General features: G+C 64.6%; 14 protein-coding genes. 13 read left to right on the top strand and 1 reads right to left on the bottom strand.

Features of this window, described 5'->3' with window-relative positions:
• The first annotated feature begins 113 nt into the window (after window positions 1-113).
• The 9 genes from U1R88_RS07455 to pdeM all read left to right on the top strand — a co-directional run bounded on the left by U1R88_RS07455 (window position 114) and on the right by pdeM (window position 9,136).
• On the top strand, window positions 114-1,184 hold the full coding sequence (locus U1R88_RS07455; protein ID WP_322430683.1) for a purine-nucleoside phosphorylase: 1,071 nt from the start codon (window positions 114-116) through the stop codon (window positions 1,182-1,184).
• A 346-nt stretch (window positions 1,185-1,530) separates the two neighbouring features.
• Window positions 1,531-1,806, top strand: a complete 276-nt coding sequence (locus U1R88_RS07450; protein ID WP_322430682.1) for a DUF4242 domain-containing protein — start codon at window positions 1,531-1,533, stop codon at window positions 1,804-1,806.
• Window positions 1,807-1,859: 53 nt separating this feature from the next.
• A complete protein-coding gene (locus U1R88_RS07445) occupies window positions 1,860-2,303 on the top strand; it encodes a VOC family protein (protein ID WP_322430681.1) in 444 nt (147 codons plus the stop codon).
• Window positions 2,287-3,360: a GlxA family transcriptional regulator gene (locus tag U1R88_RS07440; protein WP_322430680.1), complete on the top strand. Its 1,074-nt coding sequence runs from the start codon at window positions 2,287-2,289 to the stop codon at window positions 3,358-3,360. The genes U1R88_RS07445 and U1R88_RS07440 overlap by 17 nt, the downstream gene beginning before the upstream one ends.
• A gap of 489 nt (window positions 3,361-3,849) precedes the next feature.
• Window positions 3,850-4,806 (top strand): class I SAM-dependent DNA methyltransferase, encoded by a 957-nt coding sequence (locus U1R88_RS07435; protein WP_322430679.1) that lies wholly within the window; start codon window positions 3,850-3,852, stop codon window positions 4,804-4,806.
• A gap of 141 nt (window positions 4,807-4,947) precedes the next feature.
• Window positions 4,948-5,301, top strand: coding sequence for a hypothetical protein (locus tag U1R88_RS07430; RefSeq protein WP_068288130.1), 354 nt, complete (start codon window positions 4,948-4,950; stop codon window positions 5,299-5,301).
• A 71-nt stretch (window positions 5,302-5,372) separates the two neighbouring features.
• Window positions 5,373-5,726 (top strand): hypothetical protein, encoded by a 354-nt coding sequence (locus U1R88_RS07425; RefSeq protein WP_322430678.1) that lies wholly within the window; start codon window positions 5,373-5,375, stop codon window positions 5,724-5,726.
• Window positions 5,727-5,796: 70 nt separating this feature from the next.
• Window positions 5,797-8,463 (top strand): ligase-associated DNA damage response DEXH box helicase, encoded by a 2,667-nt coding sequence (locus U1R88_RS07420; RefSeq protein WP_322430677.1) that lies wholly within the window; start codon window positions 5,797-5,799, stop codon window positions 8,461-8,463.
• The gene (pdeM, locus tag U1R88_RS07415; protein WP_322430676.1) at window positions 8,447-9,136 is read left to right on the top strand and encodes a ligase-associated DNA damage response endonuclease PdeM; all 690 of its coding nucleotides are present in this window, start codon (window positions 8,447-8,449) and stop codon (window positions 9,134-9,136) included. The genes U1R88_RS07420 and pdeM overlap by 17 nt, the downstream gene beginning before the upstream one ends.
• Window positions 9,137-9,167: 31 nt before the next feature.
• On the opposite strand, the gene U1R88_RS07410 is transcribed toward pdeM, so the two are convergent.
• Window positions 9,168-11,471 carry a tetratricopeptide repeat protein gene (locus tag U1R88_RS07410; protein ID WP_322430675.1) on the bottom strand — a complete coding sequence of 768 codons (2,304 nt, stop codon included), beginning with the start codon at window positions 11,469-11,471 and terminating at the stop codon, window positions 9,168-9,170.
• A gap of 521 nt (window positions 11,472-11,992) precedes the next feature.
• On the opposite strand from U1R88_RS07410, the gene U1R88_RS07405 reads away from it, so the two are divergent.
• From U1R88_RS07405 to U1R88_RS07390, 4 genes are all read left to right on the top strand, one after another.
• Window positions 11,993-12,445, top strand: coding sequence for a MerR family transcriptional regulator (locus tag U1R88_RS07405; protein ID WP_322430674.1), 453 nt, complete (start codon window positions 11,993-11,995; stop codon window positions 12,443-12,445).
• Between the two features lie 90 nt (window positions 12,446-12,535).
• Window positions 12,536-13,036, top strand: a complete 501-nt coding sequence (locus tag U1R88_RS07400; protein WP_322430673.1) for an SCO family protein — start codon at window positions 12,536-12,538, stop codon at window positions 13,034-13,036.
• A 150-nt stretch (window positions 13,037-13,186) separates the two neighbouring features.
• Complete coding sequence (locus tag U1R88_RS07395) at window positions 13,187-14,047, top strand: transporter substrate-binding domain-containing protein (protein WP_322430672.1); 861 nt, start codon at window positions 13,187-13,189, stop codon at window positions 14,045-14,047.
• 279 nt (window positions 14,048-14,326) lie between these two features.
• Window positions 14,327-14,869, top strand: coding sequence for a GcrA family cell cycle regulator (locus U1R88_RS07390; RefSeq protein WP_068288114.1), 543 nt, complete (start codon window positions 14,327-14,329; stop codon window positions 14,867-14,869).
• Window positions 14,870-14,928: the final 59 nt, after the last annotated feature.

Genomic DNA, 14,928 nt, shown 5'->3' with positions numbered 1-14,928 from the left:
GGCAACCCTGTTTCGGGCAGCCTCGATCTTTGCGGGGTATTGGCGACGGGGACAGGATGACATTGCCGCCTCCATACGATACCGGAAGAAGCGACCCTGGAGACCAAATCCCGATGCTGTTCAACCGGAAGCCGACGCTGACCAATGCCCGATCGCGGGTATCATCCACCAGCACACATCTCGTCGGCGCCGGCCTTGCGGCAGCTCTCGCCCTCATCGGCAGCGCCCATGCCAGCGCCGCCGAGCGGATCGCCCCCAAGGTGATGGTGATCACCATGTTCGGGGAAGAAACCAAGCCCTGGCTGGAAGCCCGGAAGCTGACCACGAAGATCGAGGTCCCCGGCCTGTCGAAGGAGTACCCTGACGTCGCTTGCGATACGGAGGGCCTATGCGTGATGACGACCGCCATGGGCTATGCCAACGCGGCCAGCTCGACGGCAGCCCTCGTCCTCGGCGACAAGTTCGATCTGAAACAGACCTATTTCCTGATCGACGGCATCGCCGGCGTCGATCCAAAGGATGGCACGCTGGGATCGGCGCTGTGGGCACGCTATGTCATCGATGGCGGGCTGCGCCACGACATCGACCCGCGCCAGATCCCCTCCGACTGGCCTGACGGCATGCTGCCGCTCGGCGCCGCCAAGCCGAGCGACAAGGCAGGCTGGAGCGCCGGCACCGAGGTCTATGCGCTCAATGCCAAACTGGCGGAAAAGGCCTTCGAACTGACCCGTTCCGTCGAACTCGCCGACGGCAAGGAGGCCGAGAACTATCGCGCCCGCTACCAGGACGAGGCCGCCCGCGCCAAGCCGGCGGTGAAGCTGTGCGATACCGTCTCGATCGACACCTATTGGCACGGATCGAAGATCGGCGATGCCATGGAGCGCTGGGCCAGGCATGCCACGGACGGCAAGGCGAATTATTGCACCACCCAGATGGAAGACAATGCCACGCTGACCGCCCTCAAGCGGGGCGCCGATGCCGGCCTGCTCGATTTCGAGCGTATCGCGGTGCTGCGCACCGCTTCCAATTTCGATCGCGAGGCACCCGGCCAGAGCGCGGCGGAATCGCTCTCGGCCAAATCCGGCGGCTTCGGCCCCTCCGTCGCCAACGCCTATCGCGTCGGCTCGGCCTTTGCCGATACTGTCATCAAGGATTGGCCGACCTGGTCTGCCGGGATCAAATAAGCGCTTCGCCGGAATAGTCCGCTTCATCGGATCGTGCTCGCGCGGCCCCTGCGAAAAGGGCCGTCGATAGCTGTTGCACCTTTACCTGAGACTCTGAGCGTAAAAGTCCAAAAAGGCTGTAGCCGCCTCGGCACGCCGGCTGCACTCCGCATGGGCCGCCCGATTGGCGCGATTGGTGGGGACTTCGTCGCCCGTGCCCCATGCCGGCCGGCTAGGATGCGCAGGCCTGAGGACGGCTTGTTCGATTGTCACGATCACCATCCGACATTGTCGAAACTGCCGCCTGTCCTGCCGATGGGAACCGGACGATCCTTGCCTTCCTCAAGAAACCGGAAGGAGCGAAGAGATGAAACGCTATGTGATCGAACGCGACATTCCCGGGGTGGGCGGCCTGAACCGGGACCAATTAAAGGATGTCGCCCGCACCTCGAACGCCGCCCTGGCCAAGCTCGAAGGTCGGGCCCAATGGCTGCAGTCCTATGTGGTCGATGACAAGACCTTCTGCGTCTACCTGGCCGAAGACGAGGACGCTGTCCGCGAACATGCAAAGCTCAGTGGCTTTCCGGCGACCAGGATCACCGAGGTTCGCAGCGTGGTCGAGCCGATGACTGCCAATTCCTGACACCGGGGCGCCGCCTTGGTCGGGCGGCGCCCGTTCTCGGTTGGAGCAGGCCGATGCGAAATCCCCGATTTCCAGAACCCGACGGCCCGCGCCCTGGCTTCCTGCGCTGGGTCGATCTCGCAGCGACGAATATTGCGAGCGCCGAGGTGTTCTATGCCGGCATGTTCGGCTGGAGACGGAATGAAGAAGCGATGAATGGCGGTCAATTTACCCGATTCAGTGTGTCCGGCATGGATTTCGGCTCCGTCTACCAGCTCAGCCATGCCCATCGTGCACGGGGCGTCCCCTCGCATTGGACGCCCTATTTCGAGGTGGACGATCTCGAGAAAGCCCTCGCACGCGCCGTCTCTCTCGGTGGCGAGGTGATCGTCCGCGCCGCCAACGCGCCAGGGCTGGCGCGGATCGCCCTCATCCTCGATGCGGTCGGCGCACTGGTCGGATTGTGGGAGCCGCTCGACGCAGGCTTCACGGAGGGCCCTGATGCCGACGCAGGCTGAAGCCTCGAGCGATCCGGCATCGGCCAAGCTGGGGGTCAAGCCGATCGAGGTCACGGTCGTGCTGCTGGATGGTGGCTATGCCTCAACCGCCATTGGCCCGCTTGAGGTTTTTCACTCGGCCGGCTCGCTGTGGAATTGGCTTCATGGCGAGACCCCGAGGCCGCCATTCCGGGTTCGGACCGTCTCCATCGACGGCAAGGGCGTGACCAGCCTGTGCGCCCTGGGCCTGGTGCCGACACTGTCGATCGACGACATCGAGCACGCGGACATCGTCATCGTACCGGCCTCCGGCTGGGACATCCAGGATCGCTTCATCGGCAATGAGGCCTTCCTCACCTGGCTGCGCAAATGGCATGGGCGCGGCGCCTATATCGCCGGCATATGCACTGGAGTCATCTTCCTGGCCGAGGCCGGGCTGCTCGATGGCCGGATCGCAACCACGCATTGGGGTGTTGCCGACATGCTGCGGCAGCGCTACCCGCAGGTTCATTGGCAGACCGAGCAATTCGTCACCGAGGACGGCCATATCCTGTGCAGCGGCGGCGTCTACGCCTCAATCGACCTCAGTCTCTATCTGGTGGAGAAGTTCTGCGGCCATGAGATCGCCCTGCAATGCGCCAAGTCCCTTCTCGTCAGCATGCCGCGCGGCCGCCAATCCGGTTATGCTGTGCTTCCCCTTTCGCGCCCACATGCGGATGGCAGGGTTCGCGAGGCGGAGGAATATCTGCGCACGCATTTCGACGAGGACGTGTCGATCGATACGCTGGCGGGGCGCAGCGGTATGAGTCCGCGCAACTTCATTCGCCGCTTCAAGGCTGCGACCGGTTCCCTGCCCGGCGCCTATCTCCAGAAGCTGCGCATATCGGCGGCAAAGGATCTGCTCGAAGCCGGAGCGACATCCATCCAGGCGGTCTGCGCCAAGACGGGTTATGCCGACATCGTGTTTTTCAGGAGTCTGTTCAAGCGCCACACCGGCATGACGCCGGCAGAGTATCGACGGCGCTTCACACATATGAATTTCGACCGTAGCGAATTGGTCGCCGGCCGCAGGGCCTAGAGCGTTTTGCGACTAGACGTAATCACCTCGAATCACAAAGACGCGTCGAAACAAAGAGTTAGAGCAAACAAGCGGTCGGGCTTGAATGCATTTTGCTCCAGACATCCTCAACCTCATCGGAGGTCCCGCATGGGCGCTCAACCAGCAGCCCTGAGATGGCTTGCGTCCAGGGTCCGCGCGGCCGCCCGCCTCGGCGCTGCCGCGATCGCCCGCCATCGTGAACAAATCCGCCATACCCGCATGCTGGTGGCGATGAACGACCGTGGTCTCCGGGACATTGGCCTGCTCCGAGTCGGCGAAAGGTTCCATATGGAGCGCTCCACCGATTGCGGCCATCATCTCGGGGTCTCCCTGCCACCCCCGGCGGAAGAAAACCTGCCCGGGATCCGGCGGAACACGCCTGGCACGCCCCCCCCCCCGATCAGGCGCCGATGGACCTGGGTGACAACGGCAATATGATAGGGGCCGCGGATTGAGCCGCCCCTGGCCGTGGCGTCTATTTTCTTGCCGCAGGTCCTGGCCTATAGGCGTGCCATGCTCAAAGCCCGCTCCTCCGGCAATGCCATAGCCGACCGCCGCTTCGCCTATGCCATGGAATACAAGGCGGGAGGCGACCCCGCTTCGGCCGCCGAATTGGTGACGCAGGCCCTCCATGAAGCGCCGGATTGGGCTGCCGGCTGGCTCGCCCTCGGCGATCTCAACGAGATGCTCGGACGCCGGGACGAAGCCATCGACACCTATCGCCAAGCACTCCGCCTCGACCCGGCCGATGAAGCCGGCGCCGGTGCACGCCTTGCCCGGCTCGGCGAGATGCCGCCCGACGGCGCCATGACGCCGGCCCACATCGCCGCCTTGTTCGACGAATACGCGCCGCGCTTCGAGCGTTCCCTCGTCGCCGATCTCTCCTATCGCGGGCCTGCCCTGTTGCGCATGGCCCTGGACGGCATCGGCCGGAGCAAACCGTTCGAACGCGCCCTCGATCTGGGCTGCGGCACCGGCCTTGTGGGCGAGGCCTTTCGCACCCTTTGCCAGGATATCGTCGGCGTCGACCTGTCCGGTGCCATGCTCGCCAAGGCACGGGCCAAGCAGGTCTATCGGCAGCTGGAGCAGGCGGAGATCGCCGATTTTCTCTTCCGACAAGCCGCTGATAGCGCCGACCTGATCCTGTCAGCGGACGTCTTCATCTATCTCGGTGATCTCGATACCATCTTTCGTCAGGCCGCGCGCGTGCTGGTGCGTGGCGGCCTGTTCGTCTTTACGGTCCAGAGCCACAGCGGGCCCGCCGCCTTCATCCTGAATCACGATTTGCGGTACGCCCATTCACGCGAGGGCCTTGCAGGTTGGGCGGCGGCGGCCGGTCTGCACCTGCGTCATCTCGATCACGCCTCGCCCCGCACCGACCGGGGAGTACCGGTGCCGGGCCTTGTCGCCGTGCTCGAGCGATAGCCGGGCCTGGGGGCAAAAGACCACTGCGCTGCTCCCGGTACGCCGCACGCCTTGGCAAAATGACTTCCCAAACGTAAGGATGGCCTGGGGGACTTGGCTGCTTGCCAGCCAGAGGAGAGTCATGCGCTTGAAGGGGGCATCATGTTTTCAAAAATTTCCACAGTCGTCCTGGCTGGTCTCGCCTGCGCGAGCTGCGCCACCAGCGACGGATTGCAGACCCTGACGCGCACGGCCGACCAGACGCCGCGCGGCCGGGTCATCAAGAACACCACCCGCATCACCAACGGCATCCTGGCCGGCAATTTGATGGTGTCGAATTTCTACTACTGGAATCGCCCGCAACCGGTAACGGCGCCGATCCTGCGCGACATGGACATCAGGGCCCGCCGTGCTGGCTGCCTCGACGGCAATGCCCCGACGCGCAGCAGCGTCAGCGCCCGCTGGGGCACCTACACCTCGGCCTATCGCATCATCGGCCATTACGACTGCGATTGAACGCCCTGGCGGTGCAAGACGCCCCGCGAACAGCCTTCAACCAAGACACAGCCTTTCCCGGAGGAAAGACCATGTACGCGAAACTTCTCATCGTGGCTGTCTCGGGCCTCGGTCTTGCCAGTTGCGCCGGCCGCAGCGACCTGAACCTGATCACCCGCACCTCGCAGGACACAGCACGGGGCGAAGTGGTCAAGCGCATCTCGCGCATCGACGGCGGCGCTTTTGCCGGCGGCCTCATGGTCTCCAATTTCTATTACTGGCGCCGGTCGCAGCCGATCACCCCGGCCATCCTGCGGGATTTCGATGCACGCGCCCGCCGTGAAGGCTGTGCCGGAGGCCTGCCGCCGATCCGCCGCAGTCTCACGGGGCGATGGGGCAATTATGTCTCGGCCTATACCATCATGGCGATCTATGATTGCCGCTAGACAGTTCAGCTCGACAGTGGACATCTGACCGCGGCACGCCAATATCTCCGCAGGCATTGGCGATAGCGGCATGAATGAGCAAAGCGGGAGGCGGGAGAACGGAGATCCAATCTCCACAGCCCTGCTCCCAACACTTCCGGCGATCTTCGCAAACTGGTTCGCTGCGCGCGGCTGGACGCCGCGGCCGCATCAGCTCCAGCTCGTCGAGAAGGCGCGCAATGGGCGTTCGGCCCTGCTGATCGCTCCTACCGGTGCCGGCAAGACCCTGGCGGGCTTCCTGCCGAGCCTGATCGACCTCGAGCACCGCCGGGCGAATGCGCCCGCCAGTCTCCACACCCTCTATATCTCGCCGCTGAAGGCGCTGGCCGTCGACGTCGCCCGCAACCTGGAACGCCCGGCCGGTGAGATGGGGCTCCCCATCCGCATCGAAACCCGCACGGGAGACACGCCCCAGGCCAAGCGCCAGCGCCAGAAGCGCGACCCGCCCGACATATTGCTCACCACGCCCGAGCAGCTCGCTCTGCTGCTGGCGAGCCGGGAGGCCACCGACCTTTTCGGCGGTCTCAAGCGGGTGGTGCTGGACGAACTCCATTCCATCGTCACCTCCAAGCGCGGTGACCTGCTTGCCCTCGGCCTGGCGCGTCTGCGGCATTTCGTGCCGGATCTCGAAGTCGTCGGCCTCTCCGCCACGGTACGAGACCCGGATGAACTCCGGCGCTGGATCGTGCCCCAGTCCCCGGGTCACCCGGCCATGGCCGACCTAGTGATCGCCGAGGGCGGCGCGGCGCCGGTGCTCGACATCCTCGAAACCGCCGAGCGGCTGCCCTGGGCGGGGCATACAGCCCGCCACGCGATGGCCGAGCTCTACGCCCTGATCAAGGCTCACAAGACCACGCTCGTCTTCGTCAATACCCGCATGCAGGCCGAGTTCGTGTTCCAGGAACTGTGGCGGGTGAACGAGGAGAATCTGGCCATCGCGCTCCATCACGGCTCGCTGGAAGTCGGCCAGCGCCGCCGGGTCGAGGAAGCCATGGCGGCCGGGCGGCTCAAGGCCGTGGTCTGTACCTCCACGCTCGACCTCGGCATCGATTGGGGCGACGTCGATCTCGTCATCAATGTCGGCGCGCCCAAGGGGGCTTCCCGCCTGCTGCAGCGCATCGGCCGCGCCAATCATCGCCTGGACGAACCCTCGCAGGCGATCCTGGTACCGACCAACCGTTTCGAAGTGCTGGAATGCAAGGCCGCCGTCGATGCGGCAAAAGCGGGCGAGCAGGACACGCCGATCGCCCGCACCGGCGCCCTCGACGTGCTGGCCCAGCACGTGCTCGGCGTCGCCTGCGGGGCGCCCTTCGACGCCGATGCGCTCTATCGGGAAATCGCTTCTGCCGAGGCCTATGCCGGGCTCGACCGCCCGACCTTCGACGACGTGCTCGCCTTCGTGGCGACCGGCGGCTACGCCCTGAAGACCTATGACCGCTTCGCCAAGATCCGGCAGGGCAAGGACGGCCTCTGGCGCGTCGCCAATCCCATGGTGGCGCAGGCTTATCGGCTCAATGTCGGCACCATCGTCGAGGAAGCGCTGCTCAAGGTGCGCCTTTCCAATCGCGGTCCACGCGAGCCAACGCGCATGGCCGCCGACAAGCCGACGCCCTACCTGCCCTGGTTCATGGATCCCAAGGCCTCCGGCCCGCCCAAGCGCAAGCCGGGTGAGACGGCGGCCCGGCGCGGCTTCGGCCGCGTGCTCGGCGAGGTCGAGGAATATTTCGCCGAGGGACTTTCCATCGGCGACACCTTCCTGTTCGCCGGGGAGATCCTGCGGTTCGAGGGCATCCAGGAAGAAGATGTGCTGGTCACCCGCGCTCCGCCCGGCCGCGATCCGAAGATCCCTTCCTTCGCCGGCGGCAAGTTTCCGCTTTCCACCCATCTCGCCAGCCGCGTGCGCTCCATGCTGGCCGATCCCGACAGCTGGACCGGCCTGCCCGGCCAGGTTGCCGATTGGCTGCGCCTGCAGCGCGACATCTCCCGCATGCCGCCGGCCGGCGACCTCCTGGTCGAGACATTTCCGCGCGGCAACCGCCATTACCTGGTCTGCTATCCCTTCGAGGGCCGCCTCGCCCACCAGACGCTGGGCATGCTGCTGACCCGCCGGCTGGAACGGGCCAAGCTCAAGCCGATGGGTTTCGTCGCCAACGACTATGCGCTGGCGGTATGGGGCGTTTCCGACATGCACCGGGCCGCCATGGACCAGCTCTTCGACCAGGACATGCTCGGCGACGATCTCGAGGAATGGCTGGCGGAATCGGCCCTGATGAAGCGCATGTTCCGCACCTGCGCCATCATCTCCGGCCTGATCGAGCGCCGTGCGCCCGGCAAGGAGAAGACCGGACGCCAGATCTCGGTGTCGACCGACCTTGTCTATGACGTGCTGCGCCAGCACGAACCCCACCACATCCTGATGCGCGCCGCCTGGGACGATGCGCGGACCGGCCTGCTCGACCTCCAGCGCCTTTCCGGCATGCTCTCGCGCATCAGGGGCCGAATCATCCATAAGAGGCTCGATCGCATCTCGCCCTTGGCGGTGCCGATCATGCTGGAGATCGGCCGGGAGCCGGTCTATGGCGAGGCGACGGACAGCGTCCTCGCCGAGGCAGCGGATGATTTGATCGCGGAGGCCATGGTTGGACGGCAGGATCGACCCGACGACAGAGAAAGCGCCCGAGATGATCCGGCGGGATGAAGCCGTGCTGGCCGTCGCAGGCGTCGAATTCCTCGCCACCGCCGACGGTGCGCTGGTCTGGCTCGAGGAAAGCCTGGTCGTCGTTTCGGACCTGCATCTGGAAAAGGGTTCCTCCTTCGCGGAACGCCGCGTACTTCTGCCACCCTATGATACCGCCGAGACCTTGAAGCGCCTGGCGCGGCTCCTGTCCCGCTTCGGCGCGAAGCGACTGGTCTTCCTCGGCGACAGTTTCCACGACCGCCGTGCCGATACCCGCCTCGCCTCCGGCGACCGCGAGGCGCTGCAGCGCTGCATCCATGGGCGCGAGATATTCTGGATCGCCGGCAATCACGATCCGGATCCGCCGACGGGCCTTGGCGGCACCGCAACGCCGGAGCTCGCCATCGGCTCCGTGCTGTTCCGCCACGAGCCATCGGCCAGGGCGGAACCCGGCGAGATCGCCGGCCATCTGCACCCGGTCGCCAGGGTGGCAACACGCGGGCGCTCGCTAAGGCGGCGCTGCTTCGCCGGTGACGGCAAGCGCGCCATCCTGCCGGCCTTCGGCGCCTATGCCGGTGGGCTGAACGTGCGCGACGCCGCCTTTGCCCCCCTGTTTCCCGATGGTTTCACCGCGCATCTGATGGGCGACGAGCGCGTCTTCGCCTTCCCGAGAGCGCGGTGCCTGGGCGGATGAGGGGCGACAAGCCTTCTCCTCACGGCTCCCCTCAGCAAGGATGCCGTCCGGCCTTGCCTCCCTCGACCGACGCGCGCTGCGAGGGCGTCAGGCGTGTCTCGATTTCCGCCAGCTTTTCCAGCGCGTCCGCATCGCCGGCCGCCGCGGCGAGGGCGAGGAAGCGGTAGGAAACGGCAAGATCGCGTGGCGTGCCGAGGCCGCGGGCCGCCAGCAGGCCGTAATTATACTGGCTGGCGACATGGCCTTTCTCGGCGGCCTGGTGGAACCAGCGAGCCGCCTGTTCGTAGTCTGGAGCGCCCATGACGGCGCCATTGGCATAGAGCACGGCCAGGTTGTACATCGCGTTCACGGAACCATGCTCGGCCGCGCGCTGATACCACAGCCCCGCCAGCACGGCATCCTGGCCGACTCCCCTGCCCTTGTCATAGGCCAGCCCCAGCAGGAACAAGGCCGGCGTATAGCCCATCTGGGCCGCCTGGCGATAAAGCCCGGCCGCCTTGGCGAGATCCTGGGTGGAGGCGTCAGGCCGATCGAGCCGGCGTGCCTCCTCGAACCAGGCCAAGGCCTGGCCGGCCTGCTCGGGCTTGGGTATCGCTATCTCCGGCCGCGTCTGAGGCATTGCCAACGTGTTCAGGCGCGTCATGGGCCGGCTGCTAGGTGCCGCGCTGGCCTTGCCGCCCTGCAGCGCGCCCAGCATCATGGTCACGGCCGCCAGACCCAGCAGGATCGGGCGCTTGTGCCGTTTGTAGAATGGTTCACCTCCGGTCACGGGATCGTTCTCCTCGCGCGTGATGGCCCCCTCGGCCTCGTTTGCGGCACGCGCCGCCCGCCGCGCCGCGGCGATGAAGGCGCTGCGCGTTCCGCCCGGTGGCGGCGAGCCGCCTGCCCCGAGTGCCGAAACCTGGCTGGGACGGCCGGTATTGTGCGGCGTGTCCGTGAAAGAACTGCGGGGCCCATCACCCGCAAGGGATCGCGGCAAGTCATCCGACCAGGCAATGTCGTCGGGTCGCTCGCGGCCGAACAAGGGCGGGACCTCCGATAGATCGGGCGGTCCGGCGACGACCGCTCCGCCCCGGCTCCTGACCACCTCCTCGACGGAGGCAAGGCGATTGCCGAGTTGGTGCAGCAGCGATTGCAAGGCGTCGAGAGCCTTTCGGGTGTCCCGGACATCGTCCTGCTGATACTGGCGCAGCTCACGATAGATCCGCTGCAATTCCTCCGGCAAGGCGGCCAGCGCCGATCCGGCCAATGCCTCGCCGAAAGCCTCCCGCAGTTGCGCAGCGCCAGGCCTGCCGCCGGCGAACCCCTCGATGCTGCCGGCCATGGCCGCGATCTGCCGCTCCAAGGCGGAGAAAGCCGCCTCGTCGACGACACGCCCATCCAGGCCTTCGAGCCTGGCCATCAACCCCGTGAAGGAGGCATTGGTCGAGGACTGCGCCTCGTCCACGGCCTGGCGCAGGGCATCGATCTTTTCATGAAGCTGGTGTGTGCCCTCGGGCTGGCGGACGAGATCGCCAAGGCGGGCGCGAATATCGGCCGTCTCGCGCTGGAGTGTGGCCAGCACGGCCGGATCCTGGGCCTGGCGTGCCAACAGATCGAGTTTCTTGTCGAGGCGCGCAAACTGCTCCGGGGAGCGGATGTCGGCCACGTGCCGGCTGAGATCCGCCATCTCCGCACGCAGTCCGGCGAGATCCTCCTGGCCGGATGCGGCCGAGGGATGACTGCGCCTGAGTTCGGCGACCTCCCGCGTCAGCGCCGCAATCTGCTCGCTCAGATCGTCGCGAGGCGCAGGCGGAACCGACGGTGCGGATGCAGCCGAACCGATCTTGTCGGCCATGCCGGCGATGCGCTGCTCCAGATCCCGCGCCAGGTCATCGAGAGCATCGACCTCGCCGACCGGTGCCGCAGGGGCGGGTCGGGACGCAAAACCATCCACAAGGGCATCGACCAGGGCAGCCATCTGCACCTCGCTCTGCTCCTGCCTGTGGATAAGTTGCTCGATCAGCCCCGCCATTCTGATTTCACTCGCGCGGATATGGCGCGCGAGCACCGCCGCACTGACTTCTACCGTCTGGATCTTTCGTTTCGGATCACCGGAACCACTACCAACATACCTCTCACGGGTCGCGGCCAGCTTCCGAGCAATCGCCGCCAAGGGTGATTCCGGCAGGTCGCTCAGCGTCTCGAAAAGCGACGGTTCATGCAATTTCTGCTCGGCAACGGTGGATTTGAGCCATTGTGCAAGCGTCATGCCCGAGCGGCTTGCCAGGACGGCGGCAGCCTCGCGCGTCTGGGAATCGACGCCCTCGACACTCCATGAGGCTGCTTGGTTCATTTGGCTTCCCGTGCCGGCGAACGGCCTGATTCTCACGCCTCTCCCTGCCTCCGCCCCGGAAAACCGGGTCGGGAACAAGTGGAGAGGGCGGCACGCAGTGCCCGCAACAGCAGGTTTCGCGCAACAGGGTAAATATCCTGTTAACCCTCACTGCCCTAGCGCTCTTCCCGGTAGCAACAACATTGTAGAGCATCCAAAGCGCTTTTTTTACTAAAAACCTTGCTACCCAAACTGCAGAGCAGACGGGAAAGTGAGATACCTTGCAGGAACCGACATTAGACTTTGCAACAAGGTCAGAATTCTGTTGACGCTCGTGTTGTTCGAAACGCTCAACGCGCCCTAATTTAATACGTTACCCTTGAAAGGAAGCAGAGCGAGGGCTATGATCTCCCTGCTGGAGATTTGGGCGTTCGCTTGGTAATATATTAATTGCTGACGCCCCCCGGATTTCGTATTATGGTACCTGTTGCAACGAATGAGTAGCGGCGCTGCTAGCCTGTAACGGGCGCGAGAGAGAGACCATGTCAAAGTTGGAAGCCAGGTCGGCAACAAACACAAAAGGCCAACCGGTGACGGTATTCGTAGCAGAGACAGAAAACGCTACGAATAGCACGACCACCTATACAATAGGTGACCTTGCGCGAGAATTTGGCGTTACTTTGCGAACCTTGCGCTTCTACGAGGACAAGGGTCTCCTCAATCCTACGCGCGACAACCTGACTCGGCTCTATAGTGCACGTGATCGGGAGCATCTGCAACTTATCCTTAAGGGTAAGCGGCTGGGTTTTACCCTGGTAGAAATCGGCGAGATGATTGCGCATCACGGTGAGGGCAAGACGGCGAGTCTCGACATCAGCGCCAACACCGTCCGCGAGCAGATCGAGCATCTGGAACGTCAGCGCCGCGAGATCGATGAAGCCCTGGTCGAATTGCGCCGCAGCTATGAGGGATTGGCCAACGCCCTGCCGCGCTAAGTGGCCGTATTCCCACGTCGAAAATACCTGATCGGCAGCGCGGCGTTCCTTGTGTTTGCCGGCCTTGGTCTATGGGCCCTCTTCCTTTTCATGCACAAGCCCGTCGGCCTGATCGACAGGCCGTTCGAGCTGACGGACGCTGAAGGCCGCGTCTTTGACTCCAAGGAATTGCAGGGCAAGCCTAGCCTGGTCTATTTCGGCTTCACCCACTGCCCCGACATCTGCCCGACGACCTTGTTCCTGCTGGCGCAGGTGCTGAAGAAACTCGGGCCGGGCGCCTCGCGGATCAACGCCCTCTTCATAACCGTCGATCCCGACCGGGACACGCCCGAGCAATTGAAGACCACCCTCGCCGCCTATGATCCTCACCTGCGCGGCCTGACCGGCGACCCCGCACAACTTGCCTCGATACGCGACATCTACGGCATAGATGCAAATATCTTGCCTGGGACAGGCAAGAACTACAATATCGACCATACCGACACTGTATTCATACTCGACAAGGAAGGTCGCGTACAATCGAGCTTCGACCTGCATGTCTCGTCAGACGAAGTAGTCGCTCTTCTGGAGACTGTCATGCAGGCCCGATAAAGTGCGAGATCGAGGATTGGCCTTGCACCCGGGAACGGATCGGGCATTCCCTGCCAGGGCTGTAGCCAACTCCGGGAAACATCCGTGGACGCATCCATGGACCCCGCCGGAAAGCCCTGCCCGACCCCGCTGCAATAGGAATATGGCCTGTTGAAATTCGGTGCCCTCTGGACGCTCCTGCTCGGACTGATGCTCGCCATCCCCGCCCATGGCGACGGCATGGCGGCCCCGACCTCCACCGGCCCCTACGGCCTGTGGGATCCACACCGGCGCCCGGAACGACCGGATCTGAAATCGGTAAGGCGGATCCGCTTCCTGACCGAGGACGATTTTCCGCCTTTCGACTTCCAGGGATCCAGCGGCGCCCTGGAAGGCTTCAATGTCGACCTCGCCCGCGCGATCTGCCGGCAACTGAAGGTCCCTTGCACCATCCAGGCCCGGCGCTGGGACACCATCGTCGCAGCCCTGGAGGAGGGACAGGCGGATGTGATCGCCGCCTCGCTCGTGCCGAGCAAGGAAGCTCGCGAAAGGCTGCAGTTCTCCCGCCCCTATTACATGCGCCCTGCCCGCTTCGCCATGCGGCGCCAGGAGCCGCCACCGGCCCTCACGCCGGAGGGGCTGGCCGGTCGCCGCATCGGCGTCGTCGCCGACACGGCGCATGCCGCCTATGCCAAGGCCTATCTCAAGACCGCCAGCCTGGTATCCTTCGCCAATGACGCGGCGCTGCGCGAAGCCCTCAAGCGCGGGGAAATAGACTTGGCCTTCGCCGACGGCATCGGCCTGTCGCTCTGGCTCAACGGTTCGGACGCCGGCAATTGCTGCAGCTTTGCGGGCGCTCCCTATCTCGACGGCCACTTTTTCGGTGACGGCATCGGCATGGCCATGCGACGCGAGGACGGGGATCTCAAGCAGGCCATCGACTACGCCCTTTTCCAGATCTGGGAACAGGGCGTCTATGCCGATCTCGTGCGCCGCTGGTTTCCTGTCGATCCCTTTGCAGGCCTTCCGTGACGTAAACGGAAACCTGCACGCCCTCCGCTGTTACCGAAAAGACTCACTTTGTCGCCGAAGCTGGGGAAAACGCACCCCACGTCAGCAGGACTCTTGCGCGAGAGTCACTGCCTATTGTAGTTAAGGCTTCGTTAAGCACGACATCTCGTGCGGCGTCTCATAACTCCTGTCAGCTCATGGCGTGCATGCGCAACGATGTTCTGTCGACATCGTGGCTGATGGGAAAGGATTCGGCGTAGCGAATTCGGGCGAAAACAAGGCGGAAGGCAGGAGAGGCTGATGCACTGGACAGACGAGCGGGTAGAACTTCTGAAAAAGCTGTGGTCAGAAGGTCTGTCTGCTAGCGCCATTGCCACAGAACTTGGCGGCGTCACACGCAATGCCGTGATCGGCAAGGTGCATAGACTCGGTTTGTCTGGCCGGGCCAAGGCGCCTGCGCCGGCACCACAGCGTCGCATCAAGCCCACGCGGGCTCCCTCGCATCCGCTCCGCACCCAGACCTCCGCGCCGGTGGTGCGGGGCAATACCGCCCTCGCTCCGCAGATCATGCCGCTCGTCGCCATTGAAGAACGCCCCGAACCCGCCTTGCGTCCGGTCGAGGAAGTCGTCATCCCGATGTCCGAGCGTGTCACCATCATGGAACTGCGCGAGCATATGTGCCGTTGGCCGTTGGGCGATCCCGGGCGTGAGGACTTCCGTTTCTGCGGCAGCCGTGTCGGGCCTTCCGGCCCCTATTGCCCCCATCATGCCTCGATCGCCTACCAGCCGGTACTCGACCGTCGGCGGGACCGCGACAAGGAGCGCCGCGCCGCCCGCGCCTGATCGCAGGATTTCATCCGATCCATTCAAAGGCAGGGATTTCCCTGCCTTTTTCTTTGCGT

Source organism: Labrys sedimenti (genome assembly GCF_034424805.1).
Lineage (GTDB): Bacteria > Pseudomonadota > Alphaproteobacteria > Rhizobiales > Labraceae > Labrys > Labrys sedimenti.
This window is presented reverse-complemented; position numbering and strand designations above follow the sequence as displayed.

What these genes read in the sequence shown, in the direction of transcription:
- U1R88_RS07400 (WP_322430673.1), top strand. Translation starts at nt 12,536, where the DNA reads ATGCACAAGCCCGTCGGCCTGATCGACAGGCCGTTCGAGCTGACGGAC.
- U1R88_RS07420 (WP_322430677.1), top strand. Translation starts at nt 5,797, where the DNA reads ATGAATGAGCAAAGCGGGAGGCGGGAGAACGGAGATCCAATCTCCACA.
- U1R88_RS07450 (WP_322430682.1), top strand. Translation starts at nt 1,531, where the DNA reads ATGAAACGCTATGTGATCGAACGCGACATTCCCGGGGTGGGCGGCCTG.
- U1R88_RS07410 (WP_322430675.1), bottom strand. Translation starts at nt 11,471, where the DNA reads ATGAACCAAGCAGCCTCATGGAGTGTCGAGGGCGTCGATTCCCAGACG.
- U1R88_RS07405 (WP_322430674.1), top strand. Translation starts at nt 11,993, where the DNA reads ATGTCAAAGTTGGAAGCCAGGTCGGCAACAAACACAAAAGGCCAACCG.
- U1R88_RS07440 (WP_322430680.1), top strand. Translation starts at nt 2,287, where the DNA reads ATGCCGACGCAGGCTGAAGCCTCGAGCGATCCGGCATCGGCCAAGCTG.
- U1R88_RS07425 (WP_322430678.1), top strand. Translation starts at nt 5,373, where the DNA reads ATGTACGCGAAACTTCTCATCGTGGCTGTCTCGGGCCTCGGTCTTGCC.
- U1R88_RS07430 (WP_068288130.1), top strand. Translation starts at nt 4,948, where the DNA reads ATGTTTTCAAAAATTTCCACAGTCGTCCTGGCTGGTCTCGCCTGCGCG.
- pdeM (WP_322430676.1), top strand. Translation starts at nt 8,447, where the DNA reads ATGATCCGGCGGGATGAAGCCGTGCTGGCCGTCGCAGGCGTCGAATTC.
- U1R88_RS07445 (WP_322430681.1), top strand. Translation starts at nt 1,860, where the DNA reads ATGCGAAATCCCCGATTTCCAGAACCCGACGGCCCGCGCCCTGGCTTC.
- U1R88_RS07455 (WP_322430683.1), top strand. Translation starts at nt 114, where the DNA reads ATGCTGTTCAACCGGAAGCCGACGCTGACCAATGCCCGATCGCGGGTA.
- U1R88_RS07390 (WP_068288114.1), top strand. Translation starts at nt 14,327, where the DNA reads ATGCACTGGACAGACGAGCGGGTAGAACTTCTGAAAAAGCTGTGGTCA.